Here is a 17,149-nt window from a genome sequence, read left to right as displayed (position 1 = left end):
CTCACCCGTCTCGCCGCTGCGCGGCGAGACACCCTCTCCCACAAGGGGCCCCCACAAGGGGAGAGGGTGCACCGAGCGTGTTGCGCGAACTACCGCGCGATCGACACCGGCGAGAAGTCGATGAACCAGCTCTTCGGCTGCACGACGCCTGTTACCTTCGGGCTCATGGCGCGCGGGCCGACGTCGTGGGCGACGTAGAGGAAGGCGGCGTCGTCGACGGAGGCTGCGTGCAGCTCGGCGAGCGCGGCGTCACGCGCGGCAGGATCGAAGGTCTGGCGCGCCTTCTTCACGAGCTCGTCGAACTTGGGGTTGTTGATGAAGCCCCAATTGTTCGACACCGGCGGCGCCATGCCCGATTGCAGGAAGCGCACCAGCGCGAAGAACGGGTCCATCGCCGCATAGGTGACGTTGGTCGCGTTCGCGCCGTTGGCGCTAGCGTCCTTGGCGCCGCGGCGCCAGTTGGTGAACAGCGTGTTCCATTCGATGACATCGAGCTGCACGTCGAAATAGCATTCGGCCAGCGCCTGCTGGAGATATTCGTTCATCGGCAGCGGCTGCATCTGGCCCGAGCCGGAGGCTGATGTCTGGGTCTTCACCGTCAGCTTCTTGTTCGGGCCGAAGCCGGCCTCCTGCATCAGCTTTTGCGCAGCCGCCTTGTCGTACTTGATCTCGAAGCTCGGCTTGCCGCGCCAGGGATGGCCGGGCTCGAAGGTGCCGGTCGCCGGCACCATCAGGCCGGCGAGCAAGCCGTCCCTGAGGCCCTCGCGATCAACGCAAAGGTTCGCGGCCTTGCGCACGCGGATGTCGTTCCAGGGCGAGCCCTCGACACGCGAGAACTGCCAGGGCCAGACATGCGGCTGCTCGTTAGCGTAGAGCTTGAAGCCACGCTGCTTGAGCTCGGGCAGCGCATCCGGCGCCGGGGCCTCGACCCAATCGACCTGGCCGGAGAGCAGCGCGGCAGTGCGCGCATTGGCTTCGGGCATCGGCAACAGCACCATCTTGTCGATCTTCGGCACGCGCGCCTTGTCCCAATAGTTCGCGTTCTTGACCAGTTCGAGCCGTTCGCGCGGGGTGAAGCTCGCCATCTTCCACGGGCCGGTGCCCGAGGCGTCCCTGGCAAACGCCGTCCAGGCAGCTTGCGACTTCGCCTTGGCGTCAGGGCCTTCCGCCTTGTCGTAGAAGGCCTGCCACTTCGTCGGACTCGCCATGAACAGGTTGGTGAGGTTGATCGGCAGGAAGCTGTCGGGTTCCTTGGTGGTGAGTTCGACCGTCATGTCGTCGATCTTCTTCGCTGACGTCAGCGTCGGCATGCGCGAGGCCGTAACGCCGACCTGGCTGGCGTCGAATTGCGGCGCGTCCTGCTTCAAGACCTTCTCGACGTTCCACACCACGGCGTCCGCATTGAACGGCGAGCCGTCATGGAAGGTGACGCCGGGGCGCAGTTTGAACACCCACTTGGTCTTGTCGGCATCGTCGACTTTCCACTCGGTGGCAAGGCCGGGGATTACCACGCTCGCCTTGTCGGCCGAGGACAGGTCCCAGCCGGTGAGCCCGTCATACATGGTAAGGCCGGTGAAGCGATTGCCCTCAAAACCCTGGTCAGGCTGGCCCAGCGTGCGCGGAATATCGGCGGCGGTCATGCCAATGCGCAGCACAGTTTCGGCACTGGCCACGCGCGGCCATGCGGCGGCGGTCGTTAGAGCGAGCACCGCGATCAATGCCGCGCGTGTGGTCTTCTTGATAAGCATCGCCTCAATCCTTTTCCGGCCTGGATGACTATTTTTGATGCAATCGTATGCAATGGCTATGCCAAAGAGAAACTTATTCTGCCATTTGTCACTGCGACGACAAGTCCTTGTGGCTGGCGCGCGGGCGAATGCATCGCGCTGCCTATTCTGGCATCAAGATTGCAGGTTCGGCCCCGACGTCTCCTGGGAGCTTTGGGCCAATGCGTATTCGATTGTCGACCTGTCTCGCCGTGCTTGCGCTGGCGTTGTCCGCGATGGCGGCGCGCGCCGAAACGGTGGTGCGCTACGGCATCTCGATGGCGGATATTCCGCTGACGACGGGCCAGCCGGATCGCGGTGCCGGTGCTTATCAGTTCACCGCCTACACGATCTACGATCCCTTGGTGGCCTGGGAGATGGACGTCGCCGACCGCCCCGGCAGGCTGGTGCCGGGGCTCGCCACCGAATGGAAGGTCGATGATACCGACAAGACCAAATGGCGCTTTGCTTTGCGCAAAGGCGTGACGTTTCACGACGGCAGCGAGTTCAATGCCGATGCAGTGATCTGGAATCTCGACAAGGTGCTCAACGACAAGGCGCCGCAATTCGACAAGCGGCAGAGCGCGCAGGTGAAGACTCGTCTTCCCTCGGTCGCTAGCTACGCCAAAATCGACGATGTCACGGTGGAGATCACTACCAAGACGGTCGACTCCTTCTTTCCCTATCAGATGCTGTGGTTCCTGGTGTCGAGCCCGGCGCAATACGAAAAGCTCGGAAAGGACTGGGACAGGTTCGCAAGCCAGCCCTCCGGGACCGGTCCATTCAAATTGACAAAGCTGGTGCCGCGCGAGCTCGCCGAGCTCACCAAGAACCCGGACTACTGGAACAAGAAGCGCATTCCGAAAGCCGACAAGATCGTGCTGGTGCCTATGCCGGAGGCCCTGACGCGCACCAACGCGCTGCTTGCCGGCCAAGTGGATTTGATCGAGACGCCGGCGCCAGACGCCGTGCCGCAGCTGAAAGCGGCCGGCATGAAGCTCGTCGACAACGTCACGCCGCATGTCTGGAACTATCATCTGAGCGTGCTGCCGGGCTCGCCCTGGACGGACATCCGCCTGCGCAAAGCACTGAACCTCGCGATCGATCGCGAGGCGGTGGTCGCCCTGATGAACGGCTTGGCAAAACCTGCCAAGGGTCAGGTTGATCCCTCCAGCCCGTGGTTCGGCAAGCCGAGCTTCGAGCTGAAATATGATCTCGCCGCGGCCAAGAAGCTGGTCGAAGAGGCCGGCTACTCCAAGGCGAAGCCACTGAAGACCACCTTCATCATTGCGCAGGGCGGCACCGGCCAGATGCTGTCGCTGCCGATGAATGAATTCCTGCAGCAGAGCTTCAAGGAGATCGGCATCGAGATCGACTTCAAGGTGGTCGAGCTCGAGACATTATATACACACTGGCGCAAAGGCGCGGCTGACGAGATGAACGCCGGCATCACCGCCAACAACATCGCCTATGTCACCTCCGATCCGCTCTACGCCATCGTTCGCTTCTTCCATTCCGGGCAGATCGCGCCGGTCGGCGTCAACTGGGGTGGCTACAAGAACCCTGAGGTCGATGCACTGATCGACGAGGCCAAGCAGACGTTCGATTCCGCCAAACAGGACGCTCTGCTGGCGCAGGCGCATGCGCTGATCGTGAACGATGCCACGCTGGTCTGGGTGGTCCACGACACCAATCCGCATGCGCTCTCGCCGAAGATCAAGCAGTTCGTGCAGGCGCAGCACTGGTTCCAGGATTTGACGACGATCGGCGTGGAGTGAGGGGCTGCGCGCAACCTACCGGCGTCTTCCCAGCCTAGTGCACGGGAAGCCGGGACGACATTTTGGTGCGGCTGCGGACTTGCGCAAAGCATCAACTGTCGTCCTTTATGACGCTCGGAAGGAGCTAAGTCACACGCCCCTACTTCGCCAGCAGCGCATAAGCCCCGGTCCACCCTTCCGGTGGCGGCGTGAGCTGGAAATCCCTGATTCGCGCTTCATAGAGCCTGAACAGCTTCTCCAGGGTGTCGGCGTCTTCGCTGCGGCGGCCGCGCTCGATGGCGTCCAGTGCGCCCTGCCAGTCGCGATTGCGGTAGCAGCCGAGCATCTCGATGGTGATGTTGCGCAGGCGCTGGAAAGCGCCCGAATGCATCACGTCCTCGCGGCCGGCGATGGCATAGATCACCTCCGGCTCGGTCTTGCCCTTGACCATGATGAAGTCGAGCTCGAGGATCGCGAACTTGTCCTTGGCCGCGAGCGCAGTTCTTGAGCCGACGATGATCGGGAAGCCGTATTCCTTGGTCTGCCCCTCAAGGCGCGAGGCGAGGTTCACGCTGTCGCCGAGCACGGAATAGTTCTTCTTCAGATCGGAGCCCATGTTGCCGACCACGCCGATGCCGGTGTTGAGACCGATGCCGACATTGAGCGGAATGTAGACGTGGCCGCCGTCGGCGGCTTCCTGCTCGCGCTCCTTGTTGACGGCGTCGATCTGCTCCAGCATCTGGATCGCGGCCTCGCAGGCGTTGACCTCGTGCTCGGCATCGTCGAGCGGCGCGTTCCAAAACGCCATGATGGCGTCGCCCATGTATTTGTCGATGTAGCCCTTGCGCTCGATGATGACGTCGGTCAGCGGCGTCAAAAAGCGGTTCATCAGCGCGATCAACCCTTGCGGGTCGTGCTTGTAGCTCTCCGAGATGGTAGTGAAGCCGCGCACGTCGGAGAACATGATCGTCATCTCGCGCTCCTCGCCGCCGAGCACGAGCTTCTCCGGCGACTGCACGAGTTGCTCGACCAGAACCGGCGACATGTATTGCGCGAATTGCCCGCGGATCTGCACGCGCTGTCGCTGCTCGCGCACGAAACTGGCAAAGATCAGCGTCAGATAGATCGCGGTGGTCGACAGCAGGGGATAGGTGAAATCGATGAGGTAGCGGTACTGCGCGTAGAAGAACCAGGACACGCCGACCAGAATGACGGCGAAGGCCGCGCCCGCCAGCACGAGGCGCACTGGGCCGAGGTTTGGCGTAAAGATGATGACGAGGAGGCCGATGATTAGCGCCGCTATCAGCTCGACCCCGAGCGCATAGTTCGGCTGGGAGATCACGGCGCCGCTCAGCACGCTCTCGAGCACCTGAGCATGGATCTCGACCCCCGGCATGGTCGAGGACACCGGGGTGGTCTTGATGTCGTTGAGCCCGACCGCGGAGGTGCCGACCAGCACCAGCTTGCCGGCGAGCTTGGCGGGCGGCGCGGTGCTGTCGAGCACGTCGGCCGCCGAGACGTAGATCGAGGGATCCTGCCGCGCATAATGCACCCAGAGCTGACCGTTCTTGTCGGTCGGGATCTCGAGGCCCTTGAGGCGCACGGCCCTGATGCCAGTCTTGTCGGTCCGGATCAGGAGCGTCGGCGTGCCCGTGGCGACGCGCAGAATCTCAAGGCTGAGCGAAGGCATGATGTTGCCCTGGGCGCGCATCACCATCGGCACGCGGCGGATCAGGCCGTCGCGCTCGGTCTTGATCGTGAACAGGCCGCGGCCGGCGGCGATCTTTTCGATGACGGGCACGTTGCGCAAGAGGCCGGGGAATTCGAACAGGAAGCGCTCAGCGCCCTCTTCGCCGACCGTGGCGACGCCGGTGAAGGGCAGGGACTTGTCGAGTTCGGAGGAGATCGCCGGCTGCCCGGTCTCGCCCAGCACCACGCGGGAGCCCTTGATCGCCTCAGCGAGGATCTGGTCGTTGGTCGGCAGCTCGCGCAGCTTGGCACGGGTGGCGTCGTCGAGATAGCGCATCTGGTTCGCGACCAGATCCGGATTGAGCCGATCGGCCTCGGAAAACACCACGTCGAAGCCGATCGCCACCGCGCCGTTCTTGGTGAGGTTCTGGATCAAATCGGCAATTCGCGTGCGCGGCCACGGCCATTGCCCGAGCTTGGCGAGGCTCTTGTCGTCGATATCGACGATGGTAACAGGCCGCGCCGTCTTGTGGCGCGGATCGATCAGCTGGAACATGTCGAAGGTGCGCAGCCGCAATTCCTCAATCGGCGGCGGATCCCAGAGACGAGCGCCGGCAAACAGGACCAGCAGCGCGAGGCACATCAGCCGCGCAAAGCCGAACTTGCGCGCAAACCACCGCCGCAGGATTTTTAGACGTTTCATGCCGGTCGGGCTTCCTGTCCCGCCTCCTGCCGTGCGCACCGATCATGGAGCGTCCGCGCGCGATTTACTATGCCCTGGCTACTGAGGATTATGGATTTTTTGCCGTGGTCAGGCCGCGAGCCGGCGCCGGGAGCCCCGGGGGGCGATCAAGTCATGTGGAAGATGAAATCGCTGGCCTTGAGATTTGCCGCGATCACGTTCTTCAGCAGCAGCGACTCGTGCTCCGTGACCGATGGACCCTCGCGATGAGTGATCTGTTGTTGCCACGCAGCCGACGTATCCTCAGACTGTTGGACGATGGTGAGATTGCCGATGGAGCTGATGTCCGAGAACTCGCGGAGATCGATCTTGTCCAGACCTATCGCGAAATCGGCAATGGTGTGCGTGAAATCCGTATGGTGTCCGTGGCCATAACCAATCGAACCCGGCGAGAACACGAACTGGTCCTTGCCGCCGCCGCCGGTCAACGTATCGCCCGTCTCGGTCGCGAAAATGACGTCCTTGCCGTCGGTGCCCTGCAGGATGATGCCGTGCCTGGCGTCGCCCGCCTCGTTGAAGATGAAGTGAACGGTATCGAACAGGCCGGTGGTTTTGTCCTTCACCGTCAGCGTGATCTGATCGTTGTCCGGCGGCGTTTGGCCCGGATCATAAGTGACCCCATCCGCGAGGGCCGAGTTGATGTCATCGAGAGAGCCGCACGCCGCCCCCGGGGCGACACTGCTGTCCGGATCATGTGCAGTTACGGTCCTGATCTGGAACTCATCCGTCGCAGCGTCGGCATCGGTGTCGATAACCGGGCCGCTGGCGTCGTCGGCGCCGATCACGTCTACCGTGAGCGTTGCCGTGCCGGTGGCACCATGCGCGTCCGTGGTCTGGACCGTGAAAATATCTGCATAGGACCCGTCCGACAGCGCGTTGATGGCCCCTGCATTGGGAACGTAGCTGTAGCTGCCGTCCGGGTTGACCGTGAGCGAACCGTACAGTCCCGCAACCGTCGTCGTGGCATGGTGATCCGCGTTCAAGACGGCAAAGGTCAGCGTCGCCGTCTCGCCGCTATCGGAGTCGGTGCCGGCCAGTTGCCCGGTGAGGTTGGAGAAGGTGTCGTCCTCGGCGGTGTCCGTGAGCGGGCCGATCTGAAGATCGGACAGCGTCGGCGCATCGTTGCTGCCGGCAATGTTGACTGTGACGATAGCGCCTGTGCCAGCGCCCTCGGCATCCGACGGAACAATCGTGTATTGCAGCGACAGAGTCTGGCCGACGGCGAGAAAGTTGAAGGCCTGGCTACCCGAATTAAAACACCAGGAGAACTGGGCATAAGTGGCCGTGCCATCGAGGATGTCGCGGGACGGCACGGTGAGATAGTTCAAAAGATCTGCATGCGACAGCCCGCCGACGCAGCCGGTTTGTGGCACGCCGTCGAGAGAGACCTGTACCTGGCTGACCGACACGGTGACGTGGTCGATCGCGTCGACGTCGGAGACCGTCAGCACGCCATGCGAGAGCTGGCCGGCGTTGGTTTCCATCAGACCGGCAACGGCGCCGCCCGGCCCGGAGGTCCCGCTGGCCCAAGCCGCAGTGCCCTCGATCGCGAGGCTGTGGGCGGAGTTGACCGTATTGGCGGCCATGGTCCCGCTGCCGTCGCCGAGCTGATAATACGCGGCAAGATTCGCCTCGTTGCCGGTGAGACCGGTGAAATCGATCGACTGGATCTGCGTCTGCGTGAGCGCGGTGGTCCAAACGCTAACATCGGCGATCGAGCCGGTGAAGCCCTCCCCCTTATAGCCGGGTCCGCATTCATGACTGGCCGCACCGATCATCATGTAGGACGCCGACGGATTCGACGGGCTGCCGTCGATCGGATTGAACGCCCATGACTGCGAATATTCGAGCTTTCCATCCAGATAGAGCGTGAAGGTGCCGTTGTCGCGGGTCAGCGCGATGTTGTGCCACTGCGACGCCGTGAGCGCCACGCCGGTATCTTCGATATCGACGCCGCCTGCAAGAATCTGCAGCTCCAGGGTACCATCGTGGTTGACCGTACCGAGGAGACCGAAACCGGTGGTCGAGGTGTTGCCGTTGTAGAACAGGATCTGGCCGTCGCCGGGATGGGCGGCCCCGCTCCAATTCACCCAACCGTCCAGCGTGACGTCATCAGTAGCGACGGTCGGCACGTCGCCAACCGCGATCGTCTCGCCGTCGAAATTCATGTAGTTCGACGTCACATAGGAAACGGCCGGCGCATCGTTGGTGCCCGTAATCGTGACGGTAACGTCCTGGCTGACGGTGCCGCCGTGATGATCGTCGAACGTGACGGTGTAGACCTGGATGACGGTCTGTCCCTCCGCCAGCGACTGCAGCACGGGATCGCTGTTGTCCAAGGTGAAGTGCCAGCCCAGCGTCGCAGCGTTGCCGGTGTCGCTACTGGATTCAGCCACCGACGAATCGATCGAGAAAGTGCCGATATGCGAACCGGTCCCGAAGCCCGCCAGAGCCGAGCTGACGGACGACGATTTGAACGACCACTGCGCCGTATGGGTGTCGATCAGGTCGACGTCCTGGATCGCCAGCGTGCCGCATGCCGACAGCGACGAGCCCTCATCCTCGGTGACCGCGCCCGTTGCCGCCGCGGCATCGCTGGTGATGGTCGGCGCGTCGTTGACGCCCGTGATGGTGACGGTGACGTCCTGCGTGACCGTCGCATTGTGATCGTCAGTGAAGGTGACGGTGTAGGCCTGGGTGATAGTCTGCCCTTCCGCCAGCGACTGCAGCATCGCATTGCCGTTGTCGAGCGTGAAGTGCCAACCCAGCGTGGCGCCATTGTTGGTGTCGGTGTTGGATTCGAGCACCGAAGGATCGATCGTGAAGGTGCCGATATTCGTGGCGCCCTCAGCAAAGCCAGGCAGATGCGCACTCGAGGACGAGGACTTGAACACCGCCTGCGCCGTATGGGTGTCGATCAGGTCCAGATCCTGGATCGCCAGCGTGCCGCCGATCGACAGCGTCAGGCCCGTGTCCTCGATGACTTTGCCCCTTGCCGCGTCGGCATCGCTCGTAACGGTCGGCGCATCGTTGGTCCCGGTAATGGTCACCGTGACGTCCTGGGTGACCGTCCCGCCGTGATGATCGTCGACCGTAACGGTGTAGACCTGCGTGATGGTCTGGCCTTCGGCCAGCGACTGGAGCACCGGATCGCTATCGTGGAGCGTAAAGGTCCAGCCCACGGAACCTCGCGTGCTGACGCCGGGACTTTCGCTCACCGCCGCAAGCGCGAAAGTGCCGACATGCGAGGTGCCGTCGCTGAAGCCGGGTAGATGCGCGCTCGACGTCGTCGACTTCAGCGCGAAACTCGCGGTGTGCGTGTCCGTGAGATCGGGGTCGTTGAAGGCAATGGTGCCGCTCGCCGCGAGCGTCCCCGCCGTGTCCTCGATCACCGCGCCGGTTGGAATCGTGGAGTCTTCGACGATCGTCGGCAGGTCGTTGGTGCCCTCGACATTGACGTCCGCACCGTTGATGGACACGGTGATCGGCGTGCTGACCACACCGCCGTGCCCGTCATCGACCTGCACGACATAGTTGAGGGTCAGCGTCTCGCCTTCGGCGAGGAAATCGAAGAGATGGTCGGGAACGCTGTAGGTCCAGATCGCCGAACCGTTGTTACTGTTTCCCGCGCCCTGCACCACGGTCAGCGGCACCTCAACGGCGGCGATCGCGGCGCGTTGCTCCGGCGTCAGCGTCGCGGTGATATCGTTGCCTTCCGCATCGAGATATTTGAACGGCTGGGTCGACGAGAGCGCCGCGCTCACGATCGGCCGGTCCGTCAGATCGACGTCGGTGAAGGTGACCGTGCCCGTGATGGTGTCCAGAGCCTGGTTGCCGGTCCCGACCTTCTCGATGACGGTGCCACCCGATGTCGCGATGGCGGGCTTGTCGTTCGTCCCGGTGATCGTGATGGTGATCGGGATGAACTTGGACTCCGGACTCACCGCGAAATTGGTATCGACGCGAACCATGTAGGTCAGCGTCAGCGTTTCACCGGCCGCGAGGAAGTCGAAAACGTTGTCGGGGATCGTGTAGGTCCAGACCGCGGAGCCGTTGTTGGTGTTGCCGCCATCGGCGACGACACTGATCTGGATCTGCGTCGCCGCGATGTCCTGCTTCTGGAGCGCGGTGAGCGAGCCGGTGACGTCCTGCTGGCCGGCGTTCTTGTAGACGTAGTTCGGCGCCTCGGCGAGGCTCACCGACACCGACGGCCGGTCGCCAAGGTTTTGGTCGACGAAGGTGATCCGGCCTGAGACAGTGTCGGCATGCGTTGTGTCGCCCGTGGCGTCCGCGCGCTCGGTGAGCGCGAACGCGGTCTTCACATTGCCACTGGAATCGAGGCTTTGCACCAGCGGCTGGCCGGGAACACGGGTGGCCGTGGGCGTGGAGTTGCTAGGGGCTTCCTGTCCCTGCGGATTGAAGTTCGTGAAGACCGCGGTCACGATGTAGCCGGCCGGGGTCTTGATCAAGATTCCGTCGCTGGTCTGCGTGATCGTGTCGGTGAAGTTCGTGGTCAGCTTGGTGTTGCTGTTGTTGTCGGTGAACTTCAGCGTGAACACGTCCGTGATCAGCTTCTGCACGTCGGGCGACATCAGCGCATTGGTGATCGAGACGTTGCCGCCGCTGATCTGGATCATCTGGCCGGCCTGGTTGACCGTCGCGATCGGCAGCAGCGTGATCTTGTCGAACAGAATGTACGAGCCCGTGGTGCCGTTCGGCTCGACCAGCACCTGGAAGCTCGCCTGCGGCTGCGGATCGCCCCCGCCGGCGGGGACGACGAAGTTGATCTGGGTCAGCACCGCAGTGCCGCGGATGCCCATCGTGGCGACCGGCGTGTCAACCTTCATGTCGCCGTGCTTGGCGGTCTCGCCGGCGACGAAGGTGATGGTACCCGCGACCAGGCTCAGCAGCGAGGAATTGCTCGACCCGTTGGGGTCGTAGACCATCTCGTTCAGAACCATCCGCGCATTGGAGGACAGGCCGAACACGGTGCCGTCGATGAAGGTGATGCCGAGCGTCGAATCGGCGGCGGTCGAGACCACGTCGCCCTTCTCGACATTGTCGCCATTGTTCAGGATGACCGATACGCCGTTACGGATCGCGGTCGCGCTGCCGGAGAGTTTTGTGACGTGACCGATGACCTGGGCCGCTGCGGTGCCGGGCGCAGCCTGCGCATATTGTACATGGCCCGTGAGGGTATTGACGATGTCGCCGGTGAGATGGGCGCCGTCTTGCGAGGCGATCGCTGTCCGCTTGTCGCCCCTGAAATAATCGTGAACGACGAACTCGCGACCCTCATGGGACAGCACGAGGTCGAGACCTGCGCGCTTGAACTCGCCGTTGAAGATCAGCCTGGGGTCAGGAACAACGAACGCGCCATCGGGCACATTGCCATGTGCCTTTGCGATAAAGGGCTTGGCGGCAGAGAAATCGACATGAACATCGGCGGGTAAACGGGAACCCGGGCCGTCCAAGGAGATCGCGGCGTCAAATTTGCCAGCGTAGTTCAACCGCGCACCGTAAAAAGGGTTAAAATCTAAGTAAGTATCGACTGCCTAAGCTTGCATAGCATTACCAACTCCTTAGCGAAACCATCTATTGCTTGTGTGATTTGGCGTCACCGAAGCCGCAGAGGCCCATCGAACCAAGTCTCCTGGAGGACGCGCGGCAATACCGGCAACATTCGGAAGTATAATTTTCAGCTGCCCGAGCTCATTTCGTCGATCTCCACGTATTCTATAGTATAGAATAGGTAAGGAATACTTGTGTCAGCTTTTATTCGGATGCCCGGCAGCACACTGGGGCAAATATGGAGCCAAATCTGTGATCCAGTTAACAGAACGCGTGAAATAGCGAGTCGTTAGCCATAGCGCGTGAAATCACGAATGCACAACCATCACTTGCAGTTGGCTCCATTTCGCGTCGGTGGCGTCCCCCCTCGCCTGCGGCCCGTAAAATTTTACGCAATATGAGCAGGCGCGTTTCAGCCTGTTCCCCGGTTTTGTGACCCCTGCCGGGCGCGTTAAGCAGAACAAAACGGCCCATCTCGCACTATCTGCCCGAAAGCAACGAAGCCGGCACGTCGAGATCGAGAGGGATCTCGCGAAGCCCGGAAGGGGATGTCAGATGGAGACCGCTGCTCGCTGGCGCGCTTGGCGCGCAATCCTTGTCATGTGCGGATTGGTCCTGCTCGGATCGGCCGCTGAGCTTCGCGCCGGGACGCTGCTATCGCCCGGCGCCGGCGTCCTTGTGCGCAAATCCGCCGAGCCGTTCGGCGTGTTCGCCTTCGCCATCTCGTCGGGCGGCCTGCAACGGAAATGGCTCGCGCTGAAGGACAAGCTCGACGACGACATGGTGCAGCTCGCGCTGTGCGATGGCGATCGGGACAATTGCGCATCGCCTGCGGCCCTGAAGCTGCTCGCCATCGTCGACCAGGCTCGTGATCGCGACGGCCGTGCACGGCTGGGCGAAGCCAACCGCGCCATCAACCTCGCCGTCCGAGCCGTCAATGACGGCACCGATGACGTCTGGAGCTCGCCGCTTGCGACCTTCCAGCGCGGCGCCGGCGATTGCGAAGACTACGCTATTGCCAAGCTCGCCGCACTGCGGCTCGCCGGCATTGCCGCTGAAGACCTCCGCATCGTCGTGGTGCGCGACACCCGCGCCGGCGAGGCGCATGCTGTGGCCGCCGCGCGGCTCGACGGCCACTGGCTGATGCTCGACAATCGCCGCATGGCAATGGTCGAGGACGACGCTGCGCGGAGCTATCAGCCGCTGTTCGTGCTCTACCAGTCGGCCGTGATGAAATATGTCGACGAACCCGCGCGGTTCTCGATCGCAGCCACCGAGCCGCGGTGATCGACTTTGTAGCGCGCATGAAGACAACGGGCCGGCGCAAGGCGCTGCCCGCTGCCGTTGCAGGGAGGACGAACTGGCCCCGGTGAATTCGGGGACGGCGGGTGGGGATCGTAGCCGGTCGCGCTTTCTTCCTTCTCCCCTTGCGGCAGAAGGTGGCGCGAAGCGCCGGCTCTGTCTCCGCTCGCAAGACTGCTCGTGAGGATAGAACCCCTCACCGACGTCGCATTCGCGAAGCCACCCTCTCCGGCGAGTGGAGAGGGTGAAGCGTTCGCGCGGCAGAGCGAGCGCATCAAAACATCAGATTGTCCTTCACCAGCACCCAGCGGCCGCCCTTGACCTGCTGTACCTGAGTGATGGTGTTGGCGAGGTGGTCGGTCTTGGAGAACTTGGTCGGGGGCGAGTTGAAGATGTCGAGGAATTTCTCGCCCGATTCGAGCGCGTCCAGCATCTTCTGACCTGTGAGATCCTTGCCCGCCTTCTCCGCGTAGAACGCAAAGGTCATCACCGCGTTGTAGCCGATGATCGCCTGCGTGTTGGCGTCGGTGCCAAACATCTTCTTGTAGTTGACCAGCCAGTCCTTGACCTTGCCCTTAGCGGTGTCCTCGTAAGGAATCTCGAAGCCGCTGGCGGCGTAGAGACCTTCGACGGCTTCCTTGCCGAGCATCGGCACCTCCATCACGTTGGTCGGCGTGGCACCGAGGAAGGTGACGTCCCAGCCGAGTTTCTTGGCTTCGGTCATCGCTCCTATGGTCTCGCGGAGCACAGTGCCGAGCACGACGAGGTCGCAGCCGTCGGACTTCATCTTGGCGATCTGCGCGCTGAAGTCGGAGGCGCCCCGCTTGTAGCTCGTGATCGAAGCCGGCTGAGCCTTCATCGCGGTGAGCTGCTGGTTGAAGCCGTCGAGCACGTTCTTACCGTACTCGTCATCCTGATGCATGATGCAGGGCTTCTTGAAGCCCTTCCACTCCATCATGAATTTCAGCGCGGCCCGCGTGCTCTCGACGTAAGGCAACAGGTTGTTGAACTTCAACCGCTCCTGCGGCTTGGCCGGATCGAACTTGAAGGTGAACTCGGCCGCCGTCAGCGGGAAGAGCTGCAGTACGCCGGCGTCGAAGAGGATGTCCTGCGCGGCGAGGACCGTCGGTGATCCCATAGGCCCCACCATCGCGAAGATCTTGTCGCGCTCGATCAGTTTTTGCGACGCCAACACGGCCTTTTTCGGATCATAGCCGCTGTCCTCGATGACCAGTCGAATCTTGCGGCCATTGATCCCGCCGGACGCATTGATCTCCTCGGTCGCCATCTTCATGCCGTTTGCGACCGGGACGCCCCAACCCTTGATCGGTCCCGACAGGTCCTGGTGAGTGCCGATGACGATCTCGGATGGCGAGATGCCTTCGTTGGTGACCTTGGTTTGCGCCGCGGCCGGCAGACAGGTGAGCACTACGACACTCACAGCAAGGCCGAACGCGCTGAACGATTTCGACATTGACGTCTCCTCTCCTAAAGGCCCGTGTTGGACGAAGGGCGAGGGCCATCGCTCCTCCGCTTGCTCGAATGGCTGGCTTTTCTTTTCTGCACATGCGCCCTGTCGGAAAACCGATTCCCACTCTTCGGGGGGCATGTGGGTCACGCTACCGCACGCTGGCGATACATCCCCTCGATCTCGGCAGCGTAGCGCTTGTTCACGAAGCCGCGCTTCAGCTTCATGGTCGGCGTCAGTTCCTCGTCTTCCGGGGTGAGCTGGCGCTCGATCAGGTAGAACTTCTTGATGGTCTCGACGCGGGCAAAATTGCCGTTGACCCGTTCGATCTCGCGCCAGATCAGGTCCTGAATCTCCGTCGCCCGGCACAGGCTGGCGTAATTGGTGAACGGGATGTCGTGGTCCTGCGCAAATTTCTCGACATTCTCCTGGTCGATCATCACGAGGCAGGTGAGATAAGGCCGCTTGTCGCCGATCACCACGGCATCCGAGATGTAGGGCGAGAATTTGAGCTGGTTCTCGATCTCAGACGGCGTGATGTTCTTGCCGCCCGAGGTGATGATGATGTCCTTCATCCGGTCGGTGATGCGGACGAAGCCTTCATTGTCGATGGTGCCAACATCGCCGGTGTGCAGCCAGCCGCGAGAATCGATGGTTTCGGCGGTCTTCTCCGGCTGGTTCAGGTAACCCATGAACAGGAAGTCACCTTTGATCAGGATCTCGCCGTCGGACGACAGTGCGACCTCCCCCCAGGGGACGGCCGTGCCGACCGAGCCGAGCTTGATCCGCTCCGCCGGCATCATGGTGGCAACCCCGCAATTCTCGGTCTGGCCATAGACTTCGTGCATGTCGATGCCGAGCGCGAGATACCAGCGGATCAGTTCGGGGGCGATCGGCGCGGCGCCGGTGAAGGCGATGCGGCAGCGGTCGAGCCCAATCATGCGGCGAATGTTGCGGAAAGCGACGCGATAGGCGAGACGGTTGGCGAGGCGCAGCGTCAGCGGCGGCCTCCTGCCCTCGAGCCGGCAATCGACCATGCGGTAGCCGATGCCGATGGCGCGGCGATAGACCCATTGCTGAAGCGGCGTCGCATCCTTCAGCGCGATGGTGATGGCGGAATAGAATTTTTCCCAGATCCGTGGCACTGCGAGGAAAACGGTCGGCTGCACCTCGCGCAAATTATCGGGCACGGTCTCCGCACTCTCGGCAAAGTTCATCACCGAGCCGAGCGCGACCGAGATGTAATAGCCGCCGACGCGCTCGGCGACATGGCAGAGCGGCAGAAAGATCAGCCGGTCCTCGTCCTCTTGCGCGGGAATGAAGTCGCTGGCGTGCCGCATCTGATGCGTCACGCTGCGGTTGGCATGCATCGCGCCTTTGGGCGGCCCTGTCGTGCCCGACGTGTAGACGAGGATTGCGAGATCGCTGGCGCCGCGGCTGTCGATCATCTCCTGCCACAGCGTCTCGCGGCCGACCATGTGGTTGCGGCCGAGCGCGCGGAACTCGTCGAGCGACATCACCATGTCGTCGGAGAAGCCGCCGAGGCCCTCCATGTCGAACACGATGATCTTCTGCAAGGTCGGACAGCGCGCCCGGCAGGCGAGGACCTTGTCGAGTTGCTCCTCGTCCTCGACGAAGATCACCTTTGTTCTGGAGTCGTTGACGAGATATTCGACCTGGGAGGATGCGTCGGTCGGATAGATCCCGGAGGAGACGCCTCCGGCGCACAGGATGCCCATGTCGGCATGGACCCATTCGGGCACGGCATTGGCGATGATGGAGGCGACGTCGCCGGGCAAGAAGCCGATCGCGCGAAGCGCATAGGCGACCTCTTTTGAGATATCCAGCCATTGGCGCCAGCTCGTCGGCTGCCAGATGCCGAACTTCTTCTCGCGGATCGCCGGCCTGTCGCCCCGCGTCTCGACGGCGCGCAGGAAGCTCTTCGCGATCGTATCAGCGACCGTCAGCACCGCCGGTCGGGCCATGCACCTCTCCTCCTTGTCGCGATCCCCTCCGTCGCCTGCCTTGCCGGCGGTCTATGTCTTGCGGAGGGGCTCGTCCATCTAACGCCACGTTTTCTTCTTTTTCCAGCGCCGTTCGCCTCTAGCGCCCACTTCCTTGGCGCCAAGGTAAAATTCCTGGATGTCCTGGGAATGCATCAAGCGGTCGCAGGTGTCGTTCATCACGATTCGGCCGATCTCCAGGACATAGCCGTCATGCGCGGTCTCCAGCGCCACCTTGGCGTTCTGCTCGACCAGCAGGATCGACATGCCCTGCTCCTCGTTGACGCGGCGGATGATGGTGAAGATCTCCTTCACCAGCAGCGGCGATAGACCGAGCGAGGGCTCGTCGAGCAGGAGCAGCGTCGGCCGGTTCATCAGGGCGCGGCCGATCGCCAACATCTGCTGCTCGCCGCCGGAGAGCTGACCGGCCGGCTGGTTGATGCGCTCCTTCAGGCGCGGGAAATAGTCGTAGACGCGCTCCAGATCTTCCGCGACGCCGTCACGGTCCCGGCGCGGATAGGCGCCCATCATCAGGTTCTCGCGCACCGAGAGGAACGGGAAGACTTCGCGCCCCTCCGGCACGTGACTGAGGCCGAGCCGCACGATCCTGTCGGCTTCCATGCGCTGGATCGGCTTGCCCATGAACTCGATCGCGCCCTTCTGCGGATCGAGGATGCCGGAGATGGTCTTCAGCACCGTGGTCTTGCCGGCGCCATTGGCGCCGAGCAGCGTGACGATGCGGCCGCGCGGTACCTCCAGCGAGATGCCGCGGATCGCCATGATCGGCCCGTAATAGCTCTCGATGTTCGAGAGTTTCAAGATGGTCTCGGGTGTCGCGGTCGCATCCATAG

The 17,149-nt window shown here is 62.6% G+C and carries 8 protein-coding genes; 2 read left to right on the top strand and 6 right to left on the bottom strand.

The window, feature by feature from the left end; genetic code table 11:
* Positions 1-89: 89 nt before the first annotated feature.
* Positions 90-1,748: an ABC transporter substrate-binding protein gene (locus IVA98_RS12350; protein WP_247354894.1), complete on the bottom strand. Its 1,659-nt coding sequence runs from the start codon at positions 1,746-1,748 to the stop codon at positions 90-92.
* A gap of 200 nt (positions 1,749-1,948) precedes the next feature.
* Here IVA98_RS12350 and IVA98_RS12345 point away from each other — a divergent pair, with 200 nt between their 5' ends.
* Positions 1,949-3,544, top strand: coding sequence for an ABC transporter substrate-binding protein (locus IVA98_RS12345; protein WP_247308071.1), 1,596 nt, complete (start codon positions 1,949-1,951; stop codon positions 3,542-3,544).
* Positions 3,545-3,683: 139 nt separating this feature from the next.
* Here IVA98_RS12345 and IVA98_RS12340 read toward each other — a convergent pair whose 3' ends face one another.
* The gene (locus tag IVA98_RS12340; RefSeq protein WP_247308068.1) at positions 3,684-5,915 is read right to left on the bottom strand and encodes a CHASE2 domain-containing protein; all 2,232 of its coding nucleotides are present in this window, start codon (positions 5,913-5,915) and stop codon (positions 3,684-3,686) included.
* Positions 5,916-6,061: 146 nt separating this feature from the next.
* Positions 6,062-11,464 carry a VCBS domain-containing protein gene (locus IVA98_RS12335; protein WP_524536368.1) on the bottom strand — a complete coding sequence of 1,801 codons (5,403 nt, stop codon included), beginning with the start codon at positions 11,462-11,464 and terminating at the stop codon, positions 6,062-6,064.
* 616 nt (positions 11,465-12,080) lie between these two features.
* On the opposite strand from IVA98_RS12335, the gene IVA98_RS12330 reads away from it, so the two are divergent.
* Positions 12,081-12,812, top strand: a complete 732-nt coding sequence (locus IVA98_RS12330) for a transglutaminase-like cysteine peptidase (protein WP_247308063.1) — start codon at positions 12,081-12,083, stop codon at positions 12,810-12,812.
* Positions 12,813-13,101: 289 nt separating this feature from the next.
* On the opposite strand, the gene IVA98_RS12325 is transcribed toward IVA98_RS12330, so the two are convergent.
* From IVA98_RS12325 to IVA98_RS12315, 3 genes are all read right to left on the bottom strand, one after another.
* On the bottom strand, positions 13,102-14,301 hold the full coding sequence (locus IVA98_RS12325; protein ID WP_247308060.1) for an ABC transporter substrate-binding protein: 1,200 nt from the start codon (positions 14,299-14,301) through the stop codon (positions 13,102-13,104).
* A 140-nt stretch (positions 14,302-14,441) separates the two neighbouring features.
* Entirely contained in the window at positions 14,442-16,280 is a 1,839-nt protein-coding gene (locus IVA98_RS12320) for an AMP-dependent synthetase/ligase (RefSeq protein ID WP_247335263.1), read from the bottom strand.
* Between the two features lie 78 nt (positions 16,281-16,358).
* Positions 16,359-17,147, bottom strand: coding sequence for an ABC transporter ATP-binding protein (locus tag IVA98_RS12315; RefSeq protein ID WP_247308055.1), 789 nt, complete (start codon positions 17,145-17,147; stop codon positions 16,359-16,361).
* Positions 17,148-17,149: the final 2 nt, after the last annotated feature.

The organism is Bradyrhizobium sp. 160 (assembly GCF_023073735.1).
Lineage (GTDB): Bacteria > Pseudomonadota > Alphaproteobacteria > Rhizobiales > Xanthobacteraceae > Bradyrhizobium.
The sequence above is the reverse complement of the archived record's forward strand: the minus strand, read 5'-3'. Positions and strand labels throughout refer to the sequence as shown.

Bases quoted from the DNA above. Each gene is read 5' to 3' on its own strand.
- IVA98_RS12350 (WP_247354894.1), bottom strand. From the start codon at position 1,748: ATGCTTATCAAGAAGACCACACGCGCGGCATTGATCGCGGTGCTCGCT.
- IVA98_RS12345 (WP_247308071.1), top strand. From the start codon at position 1,949: ATGCGTATTCGATTGTCGACCTGTCTCGCCGTGCTTGCGCTGGCGTTG.
- IVA98_RS12340 (WP_247308068.1), bottom strand. From the start codon at position 5,915: ATGAAACGTCTAAAAATCCTGCGGCGGTGGTTTGCGCGCAAGTTCGGC.
- IVA98_RS12330 (WP_247308063.1), top strand. From the start codon at position 12,081: ATGGAGACCGCTGCTCGCTGGCGCGCTTGGCGCGCAATCCTTGTCATG.
- IVA98_RS12325 (WP_247308060.1), bottom strand. From the start codon at position 14,301: ATGTCGAAATCGTTCAGCGCGTTCGGCCTTGCTGTGAGTGTCGTAGTG.
- IVA98_RS12320 (WP_247335263.1), bottom strand. From the start codon at position 16,280: ATGGCCCGACCGGCGGTGCTGACGGTCGCTGATACGATCGCGAAGAGC.
- IVA98_RS12315 (WP_247308055.1), bottom strand. From the start codon at position 17,147: ATGGATGCGACCGCGACACCCGAGACCATCTTGAAACTCTCGAACATC.